At 74.5% G+C, this 16904-nt stretch carries 13 protein-coding genes; 10 read left to right on the top strand and 3 right to left on the bottom strand.

Annotated elements, in window-relative coordinates; genetic code table 11:
* The first annotated feature begins 97 nt into the window (after positions 1–97).
* From A6P39_RS10975 to A6P39_RS10965, 3 genes are all read left to right on the top strand, one after another.
* Positions 98–1555, top strand: coding sequence for an NCS2 family permease (locus tag A6P39_RS10975; protein WP_067046188.1), 1458 nt, complete (start codon positions 98–100; stop codon positions 1553–1555).
* A 42-nt stretch (positions 1556–1597) separates the two neighbouring features.
* The gene (locus tag A6P39_RS10970; RefSeq protein WP_067046190.1) at positions 1598–2749 is read left to right on the top strand and encodes an XdhC family protein; all 1152 of its coding nucleotides are present in this window, start codon (positions 1598–1600) and stop codon (positions 2747–2749) included.
* 66 nt (positions 2750–2815) lie between these two features.
* Positions 2816–3457, top strand: a complete 642-nt coding sequence (locus tag A6P39_RS10965; protein ID WP_067046192.1) for a LysE family translocator — start codon at positions 2816–2818, stop codon at positions 3455–3457.
* A gap of 96 nt (positions 3458–3553) precedes the next feature.
* Here the strand turns inward: A6P39_RS10965 and A6P39_RS10960 are convergent, their stop codons facing one another.
* Both A6P39_RS10960 and A6P39_RS10955 read right to left on the bottom strand, forming a co-directional pair.
* On the bottom strand, positions 3554–3994 hold the full coding sequence (locus A6P39_RS10960) for an Immediate-early protein 2 (protein WP_067046195.1): 441 nt from the start codon (positions 3992–3994) through the stop codon (positions 3554–3556).
* 67 nt (positions 3995–4061) lie between these two features.
* Positions 4062–4829 carry a polysaccharide deacetylase family protein gene (locus tag A6P39_RS10955; RefSeq protein WP_067046197.1) on the bottom strand — a complete coding sequence of 256 codons (768 nt, stop codon included), beginning with the start codon at positions 4827–4829 and terminating at the stop codon, positions 4062–4064.
* A 159-nt stretch (positions 4830–4988) separates the two neighbouring features.
* Here A6P39_RS10955 and A6P39_RS10950 point away from each other — a divergent pair, with 159 nt between their 5' ends.
* The 7 genes from A6P39_RS10950 to A6P39_RS10920 all read left to right on the top strand — a co-directional run bounded on the left by A6P39_RS10950 (position 4989) and on the right by A6P39_RS10920 (position 15867).
* Positions 4989–5633 (top strand): phosphoribosyltransferase, encoded by a 645-nt coding sequence (locus A6P39_RS10950; RefSeq protein ID WP_067046199.1) that lies wholly within the window; start codon positions 4989–4991, stop codon positions 5631–5633.
* Between the two features lie 360 nt (positions 5634–5993).
* A complete protein-coding gene (locus A6P39_RS10945; RefSeq protein WP_275883843.1) occupies positions 5994–7490 on the top strand; it encodes a trypsin-like peptidase domain-containing protein in 1497 nt (498 codons plus the stop codon).
* A gap of 598 nt (positions 7491–8088) precedes the next feature.
* Entirely contained in the window at positions 8089–10494 is a 2406-nt protein-coding gene (locus A6P39_RS10940) for a serine/threonine-protein kinase (RefSeq protein WP_067044915.1), read from the top strand.
* Positions 10495–10583: 89 nt separating this feature from the next.
* Entirely contained in the window at positions 10584–12164 is a 1581-nt protein-coding gene (locus A6P39_RS10935; RefSeq protein WP_067044912.1) for a VWA domain-containing protein, read from the top strand.
* Complete coding sequence (locus A6P39_RS10930; RefSeq protein ID WP_234378855.1) at positions 12161–13216, top strand: hypothetical protein; 1056 nt, start codon at positions 12161–12163, stop codon at positions 13214–13216. The genes A6P39_RS10935 and A6P39_RS10930 overlap by 4 nt, the downstream gene beginning before the upstream one ends.
* Positions 13213–14526, top strand: coding sequence for an ABC transporter substrate-binding protein (locus A6P39_RS10925; protein WP_067044909.1), 1314 nt, complete (start codon positions 13213–13215; stop codon positions 14524–14526). Before A6P39_RS10930 ends, A6P39_RS10925 begins: the two co-directional genes overlap by 4 nt.
* Positions 14527–14763: 237 nt before the next feature.
* On the top strand, positions 14764–15867 hold the full coding sequence (locus tag A6P39_RS10920; RefSeq protein ID WP_067044906.1) for a winged helix DNA-binding domain-containing protein: 1104 nt from the start codon (positions 14764–14766) through the stop codon (positions 15865–15867).
* A 126-nt stretch (positions 15868–15993) separates the two neighbouring features.
* Here the strand turns inward: A6P39_RS10920 and A6P39_RS10915 are convergent, their stop codons facing one another.
* Positions 15994–16785, bottom strand: coding sequence for a S1 family peptidase (locus A6P39_RS10915; RefSeq protein WP_067044903.1), 792 nt, complete (start codon positions 16783–16785; stop codon positions 15994–15996).
* Between the last annotated feature and the right edge of the window lie 119 nt (positions 16786–16904).

Below are 16904 nucleotides of genomic sequence, written 5' to 3'. Positions count from 1 at the left end.
GTTCGTCTCGGGCCGTCCCCCGGGTCGTCCATTCCCAAATCCCGTACCTGTCAGGGCAGTTGTACGGGTGCCCCTGTGAACCTTGGGAGTTGGCACCATGACCCAGCAGTCAGTGGAGCCCAGGACCGCATCCGAGGACGCCGGCGATGGCAGCCGCGTCCCGGCAGGACGGTCCTGGCTCGACCGGTACTTCCACATATCCAGAAGAGGATCATCGGTCGCGCGTGAGGTGCGCGGCGGCATCACCACCTTCATGGCGATGGCCTACATCCTCCTGCTCAACCCGCTCATCCTGTCCGGCAAGGACGTCCACGGCGACACGCTCGCCCAGAAGGCGCTGATCACCGCGACCGCGCTCGCCGCCGCGTTCACCACGCTGCTGATGGGCTTCGTCGGCAAGGTGCCCCTCGCGCTCGCCGCCGGCCTGTCCGTCTCCGGCGTGCTGTCCTCGCAGGTCGCCCCCAACATGACCTGGCCGCAGGCCATGGGCATGTGCGTGATGTACGGCGTGGTCATCATGCTGCTGGTCGTCACCGGCCTGCGCGAGATGATCATGAATGCGATCCCGCTCGCGCTCAAGCACGGCATCACCATGGGCATCGGCCTGTTCATCGCCCTCATCGGTCTGTACAAGTCCGGCTTCGTGCACCAGGGCAAGGAGACCCCGCTCAGCCTCGGCCCGGCGGGCCAGCTCACCGGCTGGCCGGTGCTGCTCTTCGCCGGCACCCTGCTCCTGATCTTCATGCTCCAGGCCCGCAACGTCCCCGGTGCCATCCTGATCGGCATCGTCTCCGGCACGATCGCCGCCTCGGTCCTCAACGCCGCCGGCGTCATCGACCCCAGGCAGTGGGCCAACGGCGCTCCCGAACTGCACGGCAGCGCCGTGTCGATGCCCGACTTCTCGCTGCTCGGGCACGTGGAGTTCGGCGGCTGGGGCAAGGTCGGCGCGATGACGGTCGCCATGATCGTCTTCACCCTCGTGCTGGCCGGCTTCTTCGACGCGATGGCCACCATCATCGGCGTCGGCACCGAGGCCGAGCTGGCCGACGACAAGGGCCGGATGCCCGGCCTGTCCAAGGCGCTGTTCATCGACGGCATGGGCGGTGCGGTCGGCGGGGTGGCGGGCGGCTCCGGCCAGACCGTGTTCATCGAGTCCGCGACCGGCGTCGGCGAAGGCGCCCGCACCGGCCTCGCCTCCGTCGTCACCGGCCTGTTCTTCGCGGCCTGCCTGTTCTTCACCCCGGTCACCGCGATCGTGCCGCAGGAGGTCGCGTCCGCCGCCCTGGTCGTCATCGGCGCCATGATGCTGATGAACGCCCGGCACGTGGACTGGGCCGACCGCGCCACCGCGATCCCGGTCTTCCTGACCGTCGTCCTGATGCCGTTCACGTACACCATCACCACCGGTGTCGCCGCGGGCGTCATCTCCTACACGGCCATCAAGACCGCCCAGGGCAAGGCCCGTGAGATCGGCGCCTTCATGTGGGGCCTCACGGTGGTCTTCCTGGTCTACTTCGCGCTTCATCCCATCGAGGCCTGGCTCGGCGTGCACTAGCGCCGGCGGCCCGTTTCACGCAACCCGTTAGGAGACCGACAGATGCTGGACATCGCCGAGGAGCTGAACCGGTGGGTCGAGCAGGGCCGTGACTTCGCCGTCGCCACCGTGGTGGCCGTCGGCGGCAGCGCCCCGCGCCAGCCCGGCGCCGCCCTCGCGGTGGACTCGGGCGGCACCGCGATCGGCTCGGTCTCCGGCGGGTGCGTGGAGGGCGCCGTGTACGAGCTGTGCCGGCAGGCGCTCGAGGACGGGGAAACCGTCCTCGAACGCTTCGGCTACAGCGACGAGGACGCCTTCGCCGTCGGCCTGACCTGCGGCGGCATCATCGACATCCTCGTCACACCGGTCCGGGCGGACGGTCCCGCCCGGGCGGTGGTCGCGGCCGCGCTGGCCGCCGCCGCCCGTGGGGAGGCGGCGGCGGTCGCGCGGATCGTGGACGGCCCGGCCGAGCTGCGGGGCCGGGCCCTCCTGGTGCGTCCGGACGGCTCCTGTGACGGCGGCTACGGCGCCCATCCCGAACTGGACCGCACCGTCGCCGCCGAGGCCGGCGCCTTCCTGGACGCGGGCCGCACCGGCACCCTGGAGATCGGCGAGCAGGGCTCGCGCTGCGGCGCCCCGCTCACGGTCCTGGTCGAGTCCTCCGTCCCCGCCCCCCGGATGATCGTCTTCGGCGCGATCGACTTCGCCTCCGCACTGGTCCGGGTCGGCAAGTTCCTCGGCTACCACGTCACCGTGTGCGACGCCCGCCCGGTGTTCGCGACGAGGACCCGCTTCCCCGAGGCCGACGAGATCGTCGTCGAGTGGCCGCACAAGTATCTCGAGCGCACGCAGGTCGACGCCCGCACGGCCTTGTGCGTCCTCACCCACGACGCCAAGTTCGACATACCGCTGCTGCAGCTCGCCCTGCGGCTGCCGGTCGCCTACGTCGGCGCGATGGGCTCGCGCCGCACCCACCTCGACCGCAACCAGCGGCTGCGCGACGTCGGCGTCACCGAGCTGGAACTGGCCCGCCTGCGCTCGCCGATCGGCCTCGACCTCGGCGCCCGTACGCCCGAGGAGACGGCCCTGTCCATCGGCGCGGAGATCGTCGCCGGCCGGCGCGGCGGCAGCGGGGTCCCGCTGACCGGCGCGCACACCCCCATCCACCACGACACGGCGTCCCGGCCGGCCGCGCGGATCGGGTCGGTGGCCTGAGGCCGCGGGGGAACGGTCGCGGAAAACGGTTTGCGGGGCGGCGGCCGCCCTCGCTTCCATGAACCCATGGTGTCCGCCGACCGGCTGGCCGCCTTCGCGGCCCTGTCCCTCCTGCTCATCGTGGTGCCCGGCCCCAGCGTGCTGTTCGTGGTCGGGCGCGCCCTGGCCCACGGCCGCCGGGCCGCGCTGACCACCGTCGCCGGCAACACGCTCGGCGCGTACGTGCTCGTCGGCGCCGTCGCGCTCGGCATCGGCCCGGTCGTGGAGCGGTCGCTGCTCGTCTTCACCGCGCTGAAGCTCGCGGGCGCCGCCTGCCTCGTGTACCTCGGCGTACGGGCCTGGCGGCAACGCGGCTCGCTGCGGGCCGCGTTCGCGCAGGCGAGCGGCCCCGGGCACGGCTTCGTCCGCACCTTCTGGGAAGGCTTCGCGGTCGGCGTGGCCAACCCCAAGACGATGGTGTTCTTCGCCGCCGCACTGCCCCAGTTCGTGGATCCCGGCCAGGGGCACGTCCCTGGGCAGATGCTGCTGCTCGGGCTGGTCTTCAACGCCATCGCGCTGGCCTCCGACAGCGTCTGGGGGCTGGCCGCCTCCGCCGCGCGCAACTGGTTCGCCCGCTCGCCCCGGCGGCTGGCCGCCGTCGGCGGGACCGGCGGGCTGACCATGATCGGGCTGGGGGTCACCGTCGCGGTGACGGGCCGCAGGGACTGAGCGCGGGCAGGAGCGGCCGGCCGCGACGGGGCGGGCGACGACCGGCGGCCGGCCAATCACGCCCGATGGTCGGCCGTCACGCCCGGCGGCCGGCCCTCACGCCTTCCGGAGCAGCCGGTTCACCGCTCGCCCGAACATCACGCGTGCCGTGCGTTCCAGGACGCCGTCGAAGACACGCGGCAGCGCACGCACGCGCACCTCCTCCCGCCACACCACCCGGCTACGGCCCCCGGGCCCCGGGCCGACCTCGATCTCCGCCCAGCCCAGGACCACCCGGCCGCGTTTGTCCAGGCGGCACAGGCCGGGCTCGTCGCCGGTGGGCGGGCGCCAGACCGTCACCTCCATGATGTCGTCGACGGCCAGCGGGCCGATGCCGGAGCGGGCCACGAAGCGCGTGCCCACCAGGGTCGGCGGGGGCGTGAGCACCCTGATCCGGGTCAGCGGGACGGCGTCGGCGTGGCGGGGCCACTCGGTGAGCCGGCGCCACGCCTCGTCGAGCGGGAGCGGCGCCGTGCGGGTGAAGGAGAAGACGGGCACGGCATGATCGTAGGCAATGCCCGCCCGTCTTCCGGCAGTTCGGTCCCCGGCCGACGCGGCCGAGCCGTCAGGGCCGGTACACCCTGCCCGGCTCCGCCTTGCCCGGAGCGAGCAGCTGGGGCACCGTCACGAAGACGTAGCCGCGCGCCTTCAGGGCGTCGATGATGCCGGGGACGGCGGGCACCGTGCCGGAGTAGATGTCGTGCAGCAGGATGATCCCGTCCCGGGACGACTGACCGAGGACGCGTTTCTCGATGAGCGCCGAGTCGTCGGTCGTGTAGTCCTTGGCGGTCACGCTCCACAGCACCTCCGCCAGGCCCTCCTCCTTGGCGATCTTGTGCACGGCGGAGTCGGTACGGCCCTGCGGCGGGCGCATCAGGGTCGGCCTGCGTCCGGTGAGCCGCTCGATCGCGTCGTCGGGGCGCTTCAGCTCGTCGCGCATCCGGGCGTCCGGGATCTTCGTGAGGATCCTGTGGTCCCAGGTGTGGCTCGCGACCTCGTGTCCCTCGGCCGCCATCCGCTTGACCAGCTGCGGGTACTTCTCGATGTGGTTCTTGCCGAGCAGGAAGAAGGTGGCCGGGACCTTCTTCTCCTTCAGGATGTCGAGCAGCCGCGCCGAGTTCTCGCTTGGCCCCGCGTCGAAGGTGAGCGCGATGCACTTCGCCTCGCGGCAGTCGGCGGTCCCGAACTTCGCCGGTGCGCCCTTCGCCGCCGAGGCCCGTGCGCTGCTCGGCGCGGTCGTGTCGGCCTGCGCGCAGCCGGACAGCGTGAGCGCGAGGCAGGCGGCGGCCGCGGCGAGGGCGGCAGGACGCAACCTGCCGGAGGTCTCGCGCATCTTCCCGGGCGCACGCCGGGTCGTCGGGATCTTGTCGGTCCGAAGAGGCATGCAGGGACTATACACGCAGTGTATAGATCTGGTGTGTGAATGCTCTTGTCTTCGCAAAGGCCCGGTCAGGCGCACCATGGAAGGGGGATCCGCCGAGGAGGACCAGTCATGCGCTTCCGGGACCGCGCCGAAGCCGGACGGGAACTGGCCGGACTGCTGGCCGGCCTGTGCGAACGGGAAGGCCTCTCCGACCCCCTCGTGCTCGCCCTGCCCCGCGGCGGCATCGCCGTCGCCGAGCCGGTCGCCCGCGCCCTCGGCGCCCCGCTGGACGTGCTCGTCGTCCGCAAGATCGGCGCCCCCCACCACGAGGAGTTCGCCGTCGGCGCGCTCGCCGCGGACGATCCGCCCCTCTTCCACACCGACACCCTCGGCATGCTCGGCCTGACCGAGGAGTCCATGGCCCCGGTGGTCGAACGCGAGCGGCGCGAACTGCACCGCCGCGAGCAGCACTACCGCGGCGACCGCCCGCGCCCCGACCCGGCCGGCCGCACGGTGATCGTGATCGACGACGGACTGGCCACCGGCGCCACCGCCCGCGCGGCCCTGCGCCACGTCCGCCGCCGCGCCCCCGCGCACCTCGTCCTCGCCGTCCCCGTCGGCGCCCCCGACTCGCTGGACTCGATCGCCGGCGAGGCCGACACGGTCGTCTGCCCGCACCGCCCGGCCGGCTTCGCCGCCGTGGGCCAGTGGTACGAGGACTTCGAGCAGCTCACCGACGCGCAGGTGGTCGCCGCCCTGAACGCGCAGCACTGAACTCCCGCCGAGGGCAAGGACACAGGCGCGGGCGGGGGAGCAGCGCTCTCGTGGGCGGCGGCCCGGCACACCGGTCCCGCCCCCGCCGGTGCGCGGGCACAGCACGGGCCCCTCGCTGGTGCTGCGACCGGAAAGGTTCACCGGCTCGCGACGCCCGGCACGGCACCTCGCCGCGTTGCCGCATCACCCGAGTACATCCAGTACACGGGCGATGCTCCGCCTTGCGATGCACCGCACCGGACGCCGCGAGCTTTCCGGCAAACCTTTCCGGCCACAGCGCTAGCCCCGGCCCCCGCGCCTCGGCAACGCTCCCGTGCACACCAGTAGTACCGGACCGGTACTGGGAGTAACCTCGGGACCATGACGCGCACGGGGGAGCGAGCCGTCACATCGCGGTTGCGGACGCCGTCCTGGATCGCACGCATCGAGGCGCCGGACGGGCGGGTCCTCGGTGCGGGGGTGCTGCTCGCCCCCGACCGGGTGCTCACCGCCGCCCATGTCGCCGTTCCCGGCCGCCGCTACGCCGTACGCCTCGTCGCGGTCCCCGGGCTCGACGCCGTACCCGCCACCGTCCACGAGGACGAGCACGTGCCGCTGCGCGAGGACGCCTTCGGCGACCGCAGCGGCGACCTCGCCCTGCTGCGCCTCGCCCGGCCCCTGCCCGCCGAGCACACCACCCGGCTCTACCGGCTCGCCGCACCGCACGGACCGGTGAGCATGTACGGCTTCCCGGACGGCGACGACGGCGGCCGATGGCACGGAGCCACCCTGGTCGCCGCCCGCGGCCGGGACAGCCAGGTGCAGCTGCGCCCGCTGACCCCGGGCGAACTGGCCGCGCCCGGCTTCAGCGGCGGGGGAGTGGTCGACCACGCCACCGACCAGGTCATCGGGATCGTCCTCAGCGTCGACGAGGGGCCGGGCTCCGCCTTCAGCTACATGAGCCCCACCGAGACCATCCTCAGCCATCTGCCGCAGGCCGCCGCCTGGACCGACGGCGCCGAGGCGGTCGACCCCCGGCTGCGCACCGGCGCACGGGGCGGCGCCGGCGTGCTCGACGTGCCCTTCGCCACCGAACTCGCCTCCTGGTTCCGGGGCGAGGGCTGGCCGGTCCTCGTCACCGTCGTCCCCGCCCGCAGCGACCGCGCCTGGACCCTGAACCGGGCCGTCACACTCGCCGACCGGGAGCTGCGCACCGACCGGAACACCAGTGTCTTCAGCCACGACCCGCCCGAGACCGTGCCCCCGGCCGGCGCGCACGATCTCGCGCTGGACGTCAAGGGGCTCACCGCCGCCGAGGTGATGGACCGCGTCGCCGCCCGCCTGGGTATCCGCGACGACCCCCGGCCCGAACGGCTCGGCGCGCTGCGCGTCCCGCTCGCCGCGGTCCTGGTCGGCGTCGACCAGGCCGCCGAACCCGGCGCCCTGCTCGGCCTGCTGGACCGGCTCGCCCGGCAGGGGCCCGGCTGCTGCTGGTCTTCCGCCGCCGAGGGGAGCGGGCCGACCAGGCCGCCGAGGCGCTCGTGGACCGGCCGCTGCACGACCGCTGGGTCCGGCTGCACGGCGAACTCGACCGGATCGCGGACGAGTTGGGCCCGGCCCTCGAGCGGCTCCGGGACCGGGTGCTGCCCGGCCCCGGTGCCCGGCAACTGGTCGACCAGGCCGACGGCGGCGTACGGCGCACCCGGATGCTGCGCGCCTGGGTCGCCCACACCCCGGAACGCGAGAGCGAACCCGGCCGCGCCGACCTGCTGTTCACCTTCGAGGAGGCGGCCGAGCGCCGCCGCACGCGCCTGGAGCGGGCCATCGGCCACCTCGACACCCGGCTGCACCGCCGCGAGGAACTCCTCGGCCGGGTGAGCGCCGAATGGCCCCTGTGCCGCCGGCGAGCGGCCGCCGCGTCGGGCGCACCCGGCGAAACCTCCTCGTCCGGCACGCCCGCTGCCGTGCCGGGCGACCCGGTCCTGGAGGCGTACCGGCTCTACGAAGACGCCCTCTCGCTGCTGCGGCACACCCCGTGCGACATCGAGCGCGCCGAGACGGCGGTCGAACGCTTCGTCACCTTCTGCTCGACACCGGCGTCGACGTCGGCACCGACGCCCGGCGACCCGACGGGCACGACGGGAGCCGCGGGCGCGACGGGAGGACCGGGTATGCCGACGGGCCCCCCGCGAGCCGGGGATCAGGGAGAGGGACAGGAAGGGAATCCGCCCCCGGACAGCCCGAGTCCGAGTCCGGGCCTGAGCCCGAGTCCGAGTCCGGGCCTGAGGCCGGGCCCGGCCCCGGGCGGTCCGGCGACGCCCGACAACTCGGCCCGGGCGCCGGGGAATTCGGCCCCGGCCGCGGACCACCAGGCCACCGCCCCCCGTCACCAGGCCGCCGCCCGCAGTCACCCGGCGGCCTCCCGGCAGGCAGTGACGCCGCGCCGCATGCCCCGTTCCGGAGAGGAGAGCGCGTCGTGACCTCGTGCGCCCGGCCCGGCTGTGCGGGTCGCATCATGGGTACCGGTTACTGCGACACCTGCGGCCACCGGCACATCGAGCCGCGTGCCGAGCCGCCTGCCGAGCCGCCCGCGCGGCCGTACCCGGCGCCGCGTGCCGAGCCCCCGGCCGTCGCGGAAGGCGCCGAGGAGAGCCCCGGTCCGCCCGCCGTGCACGCCGTCGCCGGGGTCGGGGAACTCGACCAGCACGGGCTCGTCGTACTCCCCGAGGTGCCCGTCCCCGACGGCGTGCTCGTGGCCGACCCCAGCCCGCCCACGGGGGGCCGCCGCTGCGGGGCGGACGGCTGCACCATGACCGTCGGCATCGGCTACGGCGGCCAGAGCGCCCGCGCCACCGGCCGCTGCCCCCGCTGCGGCACGCCGTACTCCTTCCTGCCCCAGCTGGACAAGGGCGACATGGTCGCCGGCCACTACCGCGTCCTCGGCTGTCTCGCCCGCGGCGGCCTCGGCTGGATCCACCTCGCCGAGGACACCCGCGCCGACGGCTACCGGGTCGTCCTCAAGGGCCAGATCAACGTCCACGACGCGCTCGCCCGCCTGGGCGCCGTCGAGGAACGCCGCTCCCTGACCGACCTGCACCACCCCGACATCGTCCGCATCATCACCTACGCCGACCACCAGGCCCCCGGCCGCCCGCCGGCCGGCTACCTGGTCATGGACTACATCGGCGGCCGATCCCTGCAACAGCTCTTCGACGCCGACGACGCCGAGCGGATCTTCCACGGCCGCCCCCGCCTCGACCACGTCCTCACCTACGGCTGCAAGATCCTCGGCGCCCTGCAGTACATGCACGAACGCGGCCTGCTCTACTGCGACATGAAGCCCGCCAACGTCATCCACTTCGGCCGGGCGGTCAAGGTCATCGACCTCGGCGCGGTCCGCGCGATCGGCGACCGCACCTCCGCCTACGTCTACACGGGCGGCTTCGCCCCGCCCAAGGAGGAGATCGACCGGCGCGGCTGGCACGTCGACAGCGACCTCTACACCGTCGGCATGACCCTCCAGGCGCTGGCCCGCGCCATCGAACCGGCCCGCGGTCTCGCCCCCGACTCCTTCCGCCGGATCGTCGACCGCGCCACCCACGCCGAGCCCGCCGCCCGGTTCCGCTCGGCGGCCGAGATGTCCCGTCAACTCTGGGAAGTGCTGCGGGAGTTCCGCTCGCTGCAGTTCGGCGAACAGCTGCCGGAGAGTTCCACCCGGTTCCGCGCCACCGTCGCCAGCCTCGACGCCGGACTCGGCGCGATCCCGGCCCTGGACCACTGGACCGCACGCCCCGGCGAGCGGCCCGAGGGGCTGGACGTCTCCCCGCCGCACGCCGCGGAGGTCGCCGGCGCCCTCCCGGAGCCGGTTCCCGACCCCGACGACGGCGCCGCCCTACTGCTGGACACCTTCTCTCCCGACGCCCCCGACCAGGTCGCCCTGCAGTGGCCCCGGGAGTCCCGCCTCGGCACCCCCGAGACCGCGCTGTGGCTGTGCCGCGCCTACCTCAGGCGCGGCGAGCAGCAGCAGGCCGAGAGCTGGCTCGCCGAGGCCGAGACCCAGCTCGGCGAACGAGCCGCCGCCCATGACTGGCGCATCGCCTGGCACCGCGGCGTGCTGCACCTGAGCAAGGGCGAAGTCCCCGAGGCCGGCGCCCACTTCGACGCCGTCCACCGGGCCCTGCCCGGCGAGTACGTCCCCAAGCTGGCCCTCGGCTACTGCGCGGAACACGCCGCCGGGCGGACCGGAGGGGACGGCGCCGACGCCGAACGGGCAGCCGCACCCGTGCCCGCGCCCGCATCCGTAGCCATACCCGGGCCCGGAGCCGGCCGTGGTGCCCGGCAGGCCCGCGCGCAGCGCATCGCCCGGGCCATGCGCTGCTACGAGGCCGTGTGGAAACGGGACTTCGCGCACACCGCCGCCGCGTTCGGACTGGCCCGGTGCCATCTGGCCGGCGACGACCGGGATGCAGCCGTCCGCGTGCTCGACGACGTGCCCGCCACCTCCCGTCACCACGACGCCGCCCGCATCGCGGCCGTACGCGTCCGCGCCGGCATCCTGCACGGCCGCCCGCCCTCGCCGGCCGACCTCGAGGACGCCGCCCGGCGGCTGCCCGAGCTGCGCCTGGACGGCGGCGCCGCCGACGGCGAGTCCCGGGCCCGGCTCGCCGCCGAGGTCCGCGAGAACGCCCTGTACGGCCCGCCCGAGCCGGGCCGGGGAGCGCGGTTCCCGGCCGGGGACCTGCTCGGCCCCGGCGACGAGGACAGCCTGCGGGGCCTGCTGGAGCACTCCTTCCGGCAACTGGCCGCACAGGCCCGCACCGCCGGGGAACACGGCCGGCTGCTCGACCTGGCTCACGGGGTCCGGCCGATGACCACCTTCTGACCGGCGCCACCGGCCTGCGTACCGACCCCGATACCGACCTTCGTACAGATCTCCGAGAAGCACCCGCGACGACCTGGGGGACGACAACGATGACCGCGCCCGGACAGATCGAGGTCACGCTCGCGGTCGGCCAGCAGAAGGAACTGCCCGCCGCACCGCCCGGGGCCGCGGGGCCCGCGGGCCGGGAGATGCACGCCATCCTGGAGATCGGCGTGCGCAGCCACGGCGGCCCGGGGCTCGCCGCCGCCCCCGGTCACGGGGCGGGGCCCGCGCTCGCCGAGGTGCTGATCGTCGACACCTCGCGCTCCATGCTCCACCCCGCCGCCAAACTGCACGCCGCGAAGGACGCCACCGTCGCCGCGGTCCGGCTGCTGCCCGAGGGCACCGCCTTCGCCGTGCTCTCCGGGCGGTTCGACGCCACTGTGGTCCACCCCGGCCCCGGCCGCTCGCCGCTGGCCGTCGCCGGGCCCGCCGAACGGGACGCCGCCGAGCGGGCCGTACGGATCCTGGACGCGGACGGCGGCACCGCCATCGGCACCTGGCTCGACCTCGCCCGGCGGCTGCTCAAGCAGCAGCCGGCCCCCGTCAAGCACGTCCTGCTGCTCACCGACGGACGCAATGAGCACGACCACCGGGCCGCCATGAGCCTGGAGAACGCGCTGGACGCCTGCGAGGGCCGGTTCGTCTGCGACGCCTGGGGCATCGGCGACGACTGGGACGCCGAACTCCTGCTCGGTATCACCCGGCGGCTGCACGGCCGCGCCGGGGCGGTCCGTGACGAGTCCGAACTGACCGCCGCCTACGAGGAGTTGGTGCAGGGACTGCTCGGCACGGCCGTTCCCGAGCTGCGCATCAGGCTCACCCCCACCCCCGGGACGGTGATCCGCCGGGTCACCCAGGTGGTGCCGAACGAGCAGGAACTGCCCGCCGTCCCGGCCGGCCACGGCGGGCGCGGCACCGAGTACGTCACCCGCGCCTGGGGCGACGAGGTACGGCATTTCCAGGCCGTCCTGAGCGCCGACCCGACCGGCCGCGAGACCGGCGAGGACCTCCAGCTCGCCGCCGTGGAGGTCGTCGTACCCGACTTCGGGCGCCCGGTACGGCTGCCCGCGCCGCGCCCCGTCCTGGTGCGCTGGACCGACAACCCGCTCGACGCCTCCCGGCAGCATCCCGGCATCCGCCGGCACGAGCTGTACCAGCAGGCGAGCGCCGCCGTCGCCGAGGCCTACCGGGCGTGGCTGCGCGGCACCGACGGCCGGGCGGCGGCGGACCGCGCGCTGACACGGGCGCTGGTCCTGGCCGGCGAGCTGGGTGACCCCCAACTCCTGGGCGCGCTGCGGCGAATCGAAGACAGCGGGGACAGGGGCGACAGCGGGGACGGCGGGGACAGCGGTGACAGCGGGGCCGGTGCGGGCACGGGCCGGGTCCGCGCGGGGCTGAAGGACGTCGACTGGCAGCACCTGATCCTCTCCAGCGCCATGACGACGCCGTCCGAGTCGCCCGCCTGCGGCCTGCCGCCCGCGACGCCGCCCGGCCCCGGTGCGGCGGCGGAGGGCGGCGCCGATCCCGGCGGCCTCATCGAGTGCCCGGACTGCAAGTGGCTCGGCCCGGCCGACTCCGCCTACTGCGGAGGCGACTGCGGCCGCCCCCTGAGGGGATCCCCCGCATGACCCCCGCCACCCCGACCCCCGACACCCCGAGGCAGCCGGGCGCTGCCGACCGTCAAGGGCCCGCTCGCCCGCTCGGCCCCCGCCGCCGCCTCGTTCTCCTGACCCGCCTCCTCCTGTGGCTCGGCCCGCGCCCGCCCGCCGACGGCGGCAGCACGACCGCCCGTGATCTCGCCGTCCGGCACCGCCTGTTGCTCGCCCTGTCGGCATTGCTGACGCTGTCGCTGTTCCTGTCCTACGAAGGGGTGCACGGCGACGCCGACCCGCTGCGCACCTCCAGCGCCCCGGCCGTGCTGTCGCTCGACACCGCGCTGTACGCGCTCGGCCAGGCCCAGCAGGACGCCGGCGCGGCGACGCCGACCAGCGACTTCCAGAAGCAGATCTCGGTCGCCGCGCAGAGCCTGGCGGCCGCCGCCGGGGACGGCGTCGGCGGCCCGGCGGGCCGGCAGGCGCTGCAGACGGTCGCCGGACTGATCACGGTGTACGCCGTCAAGGTCCAGCAGGCCCAACTGCAGTCGGCGGACAGCGTGTTGCGCGAGGCCTACCTCAGCTACGCCACCAGCGTGCTGACCGATCCGGGCTCCGGGATCCAGGCCCGGCTGACCGCCCTGCGGGCGCAGCAGCGCGACGCGGTGCGGCGCCAGACCTCGTTCGGGCCGCTGCTGTGGTGCGGCTGGACCGTGACCCTGCTGCTCGCCGCCGCCCTCGCCGCGGCCCTGCTGGAGGCCCAGCTCTTCCTGCGCCGCCGCCTGCGCCGCCGGTACAACCGCGGGATCCTCGCGGCGGGCACCCTGCTCGTGGCCGGGACCGGCACCGCGCTGCTGTTCACCGTGTGGACGCACCGGGGCATGGCGCACACCCGCGCGCTGCTCGACCGCCCGCTGACCGGGCAGCTCATCACCGACGCGGGGCGGCACACCGCCTCGTACCTGGCACAGACCGGCTTCCGCGCGTCCGCCGCGGGATGGATCCTGATCGGAGGCATCGTGCTCATGGCCCTCGCCGAGACGGGACTGCGGCGGCACATCGACGACTACCGGTTCAGGCCCCGGTGAGCGCCCCGCACACCGGCCCCGCGCCGGCCGCCGCCCCGCACCGCCGCCCCCGCCCCCGTACGGTCGCCGTGCTGGCGGGCTGTCTGATCCTGCTCGCGGCCGCCCTCGTGGCCGGCGTACGCGCCCTCGGACAGGAGCCGACCGTCACCCTGCTGGCCAACTGGACCGGCACCGACGAGCGCGACTTCCGCGACACGGTCCTGAAGCCGTTCGAGCGCGCGCACCACATCCACGTCGACTACCAGGGCAGCTCCGCCGAGAGCCAGGTGCTCGGCGCCGACGTCGAGGCCGGGACACCGCCCGACGTGGTGGTGCTGACCGGGCCCGGCGAACTCGCCGCCTACGCCCGGCAGGGCCGGCTGAAACCGCTGGAGGACCTCGTGCCCCGGGGCGGCTTCGGCGCGTCCTGGACCACCGCGCTGGACGGGCACGTGTACTGGTTCCCGCTCAAGGCCGACCTGAAGAGCATCGTCTGGTACCCGGCCGGCACCGGCGGGCGGGCGCTGGCCGGGGCCGCGCGCGAGCCCGGCCAGTGGTGCGTCGGCATGGGGTCCGGGGCGACCAGCGGCTGGCCCGGCACCGACTGGATCGAGGACATCCTGCTGCAGCAGTCCGGCCCGGACGCCTACCAGCGGTGGGCGCGCGGCACCCTGCCCTGGCGGTCGGCGCAGGTGAAGGGGGCCTGGACGACCTGGGGCCGCATGCTGGGCGCCGGAGGCGACCCGGACCTGGTGCGGCGGGCGCTGAAGACGCCGTACCAGAACGCCTCCGTGCCGGTCACCCGCACCCCGCGGGGCTGCACGCTGGAGCACCAGGGGTCGTTCATCCGCACCGCCGACGCCTGGAAGCGCGCTGACGGCCGCTACGAACCCTCGGCCCGGCTGATCCCCGGCGCGAGGACCACCGGCGCCTGGGAGGTCTCCGGCGACCTGGTCGCCCTGCTGCACGCCACCGGCGAGGCCAGGACCCTGATCCGGTACCTCGCCTCGGCCGACGTCCAACGGGCCTGGAACGCCCGGGAGTCCGGCTTCTCCGTCAGCCCCGCCGCCCAGTCCGCCCCCGCCGGCGCGGGCGCCGCCTGGCACCGCAGCCTCGCCGCGACCCTCCTGGACGACCGGGCGGTGCACTGCTTCGACGCCTCCGACGCGATGCCGCCCTCGGTGCGCGACGCCTTCGCCGAGGCGACGATCGAGTTCCTCGCCCACCCCGGCCACCTGGACGCCCTGCTGAAGAACCTGGACTTGCTGCGCCTGGCTCCCGGCCTGACCTGGCTGCAGTCGGTGTGCGACCGCCTGCCGGGCACGGGCTGACCCGGCCCGGCTCCCGCCGGGCCGCCGCGGAAAGCGGACAGCCCGTGTCCGCCGTCCCAGCTAGTGCTGTGGCTGGAAAGGTTTGCCGGAAAGCTCGCGGCGTCCGGTGCGGTGCATCGCAAGGCGGAGCATCGCCCGTGTACTGGATGTACTCGGGTGATGCGACAACGCGGCGAGGTGCCGTGCCGGGCGTCGCGAGCCGGTGAACCTTTCCGGTCGCAGCACTAGCGTGCGGGCATGACGAAGAGCAGCACCGCCCCCGTCCTCGGCACCCGCGCGCTGAACCGCGCGACCCTCGCCCGGCAGCTGCTGCTGCGCCGCTCCGGGCGGTCCGTCCTGGACGCCCTGCGCCATCTGGCCGGGCTCCAGGCGCAGAACGTCAACCCGCCCTACTACGCGCTCGCCGCCCGCCTCGAGGGCTTCGCGCCCGAGCTGCTGGCCGGGCCCATGGCCGAGCGCGAGGCCGTGCGGATCGTCACCCTGCGCTCCACCCTGCACACCCACACCGCCGAGGACTGCCTCGGCCTGCGGCCGCTGGCCCAGCCGGCCCGGGACCGGGAGCTGGCCGCCTTCCGCGCGGGCCTCGCGGGCGTCGACCTGGACCGGCTGGCCTGCCTCGCCCGCGCGCTGGTCGAGGCCGAGCCGCGCACCATGGCGCAGCTGCGGCAGGCGCTGGGCGCCGAGTGGCCCGGCGCCGACCCGCGGGCCCTCGCCGTGGCTGCCCGCTGCACACTGCCCCTGGTCCAGGTCACCCCGCGCGGCCTGTGGGGCCGCAGCGGCCGGGTCGCCCTCACCACGGCCGAGCACTGGCTGGGCCGCCCCGCCGGGGAGCCCATGGGGCCGGCCGACGTGGTCCCGCGCTATCTGGCCGCCTTCGGCCCGGCCTCGGTGAAGGACATGCAGGCCTGGGCCGGACTCACCCGGCTGCGGGACGCCTTCGAGCGGCTGCGCCCGGACCTGCTCACCTTCCGGGACCCGAACGGAGTCGAACTGTTCGACCTGCCCGACGCTCCCCGCCCCGACCCGGACACCCCGGCCCCGCCCCGCTTCCTGCCCGAGTACGACAACCTGCTGCTCTCCCACGCCGACCGCAGCCGTGTCGTGCCGCCCGAGCACCGGGGCCGCAACGGGCAGGGCAACCAGGCCCTGCGTACCTTCCTGGTCGACGGCTTCCTCGCCGGGCTGTGGAAGGCCGACGGCGGCACCCTCGTGATCGAGCCCTTCGGGCCCTTGACGAAGGCCCAGCGGGACGAGGTGGCCGAGGAGGGCGCCCGGACGCTGGCCGTGCTGCACCCGGGGACGCCGTACGACATCCGGTTCGGCGGCGTCGTACGGCGCTGAGCGGCCCCCCGGCCGCTCAGCACCGTGATGGAGAGGGGGACGTTGCGGGCCGCTCGTGGTGGCTCGCAACGTCCCCCTGGCATCTACCTGAGGGACTCTCAGGTGTTCTTCTTCCGGGACTCGGGACTACGACTTGACCTGTGTGGTCACCAGGTCCGAGAAGTGGGTCAGCCGGGTGTAGACACCCGGGTAACCCGCCTCCGCGCACCCCTCGCCCCAGGAAGTGATCCCTGCCAGGACGCCCCCGATGAGCAGGGGACCGCCGCTGTCGCCCTGGCAGGTGTCCACGCCACCGGAGGTGTATCCGGCGCAAACCATGTCGGACTGGACGAAGTCCGAACCGTAGGAGCTCTTGCAGCTGGAGTCGGCCACGACGGGGACGGTCGCGGTCCGCAGCTGGTTGGAGGAGCTGCCGTTCTCCGAGGTGGTGCCCCAGCCGAGGATCCGGGCCGTGGCGCCGGCCGCGTACACCCCGGTGTCCGACGAGGAGACGTACTTCGCCGTGGTGTACGGCATCGGCGTCGACAGGGTCAGCACGGACACGTCGTTGCCACTGGTGGCATCCGTGTACGACGGGTTGATCCAGATCTTGCTGACGTTGCTGACCGTGCCGTCGGTGCCGTTCAGATAGGTCCGGCCGCCGACCACGCGGACACTGCCGGTCGACTCGCCGGCCATGCAGTGCGCGGCCGTCACGACCTTGTTGGCAGCCACCAGGGTGCCGCCGCAGAACTGGTTGCCGGAGGCGTCGGTGATCTGCATGACGAACGGGTACGCCGTGGTCGTGGTGGTCGTACCGCCGACGATGGGCTGCGGAGCCGCGTTCGCCGTGGGGGAGGCGATGAGCGCGGTCGCCGCGGCGGCGGCCGTGGCCACCAGGATCGCGGCGGTCTGTCTGGCACGTGTGAGGCCGAACATGAGTCTCCTCAGTGGGGGTTGTACCGGTGGGGGGTCGCACGGGCGGGTGGTGTGCACGGGGCGGGGGTCCCACCACTTAGGCGCAGGCCGAGAGCGGGGAAGGGACCGAACCCCGTGTG

Origin of the sequence: Streptomyces sp. FXJ1.172, from assembly GCF_001636945.3 — a bacterium.
Taxonomy (GTDB): Bacteria; Actinomycetota; Actinomycetes; order Streptomycetales; family Streptomycetaceae; genus Streptomyces.
This window is presented reverse-complemented; position numbering and strand designations above follow the sequence as displayed.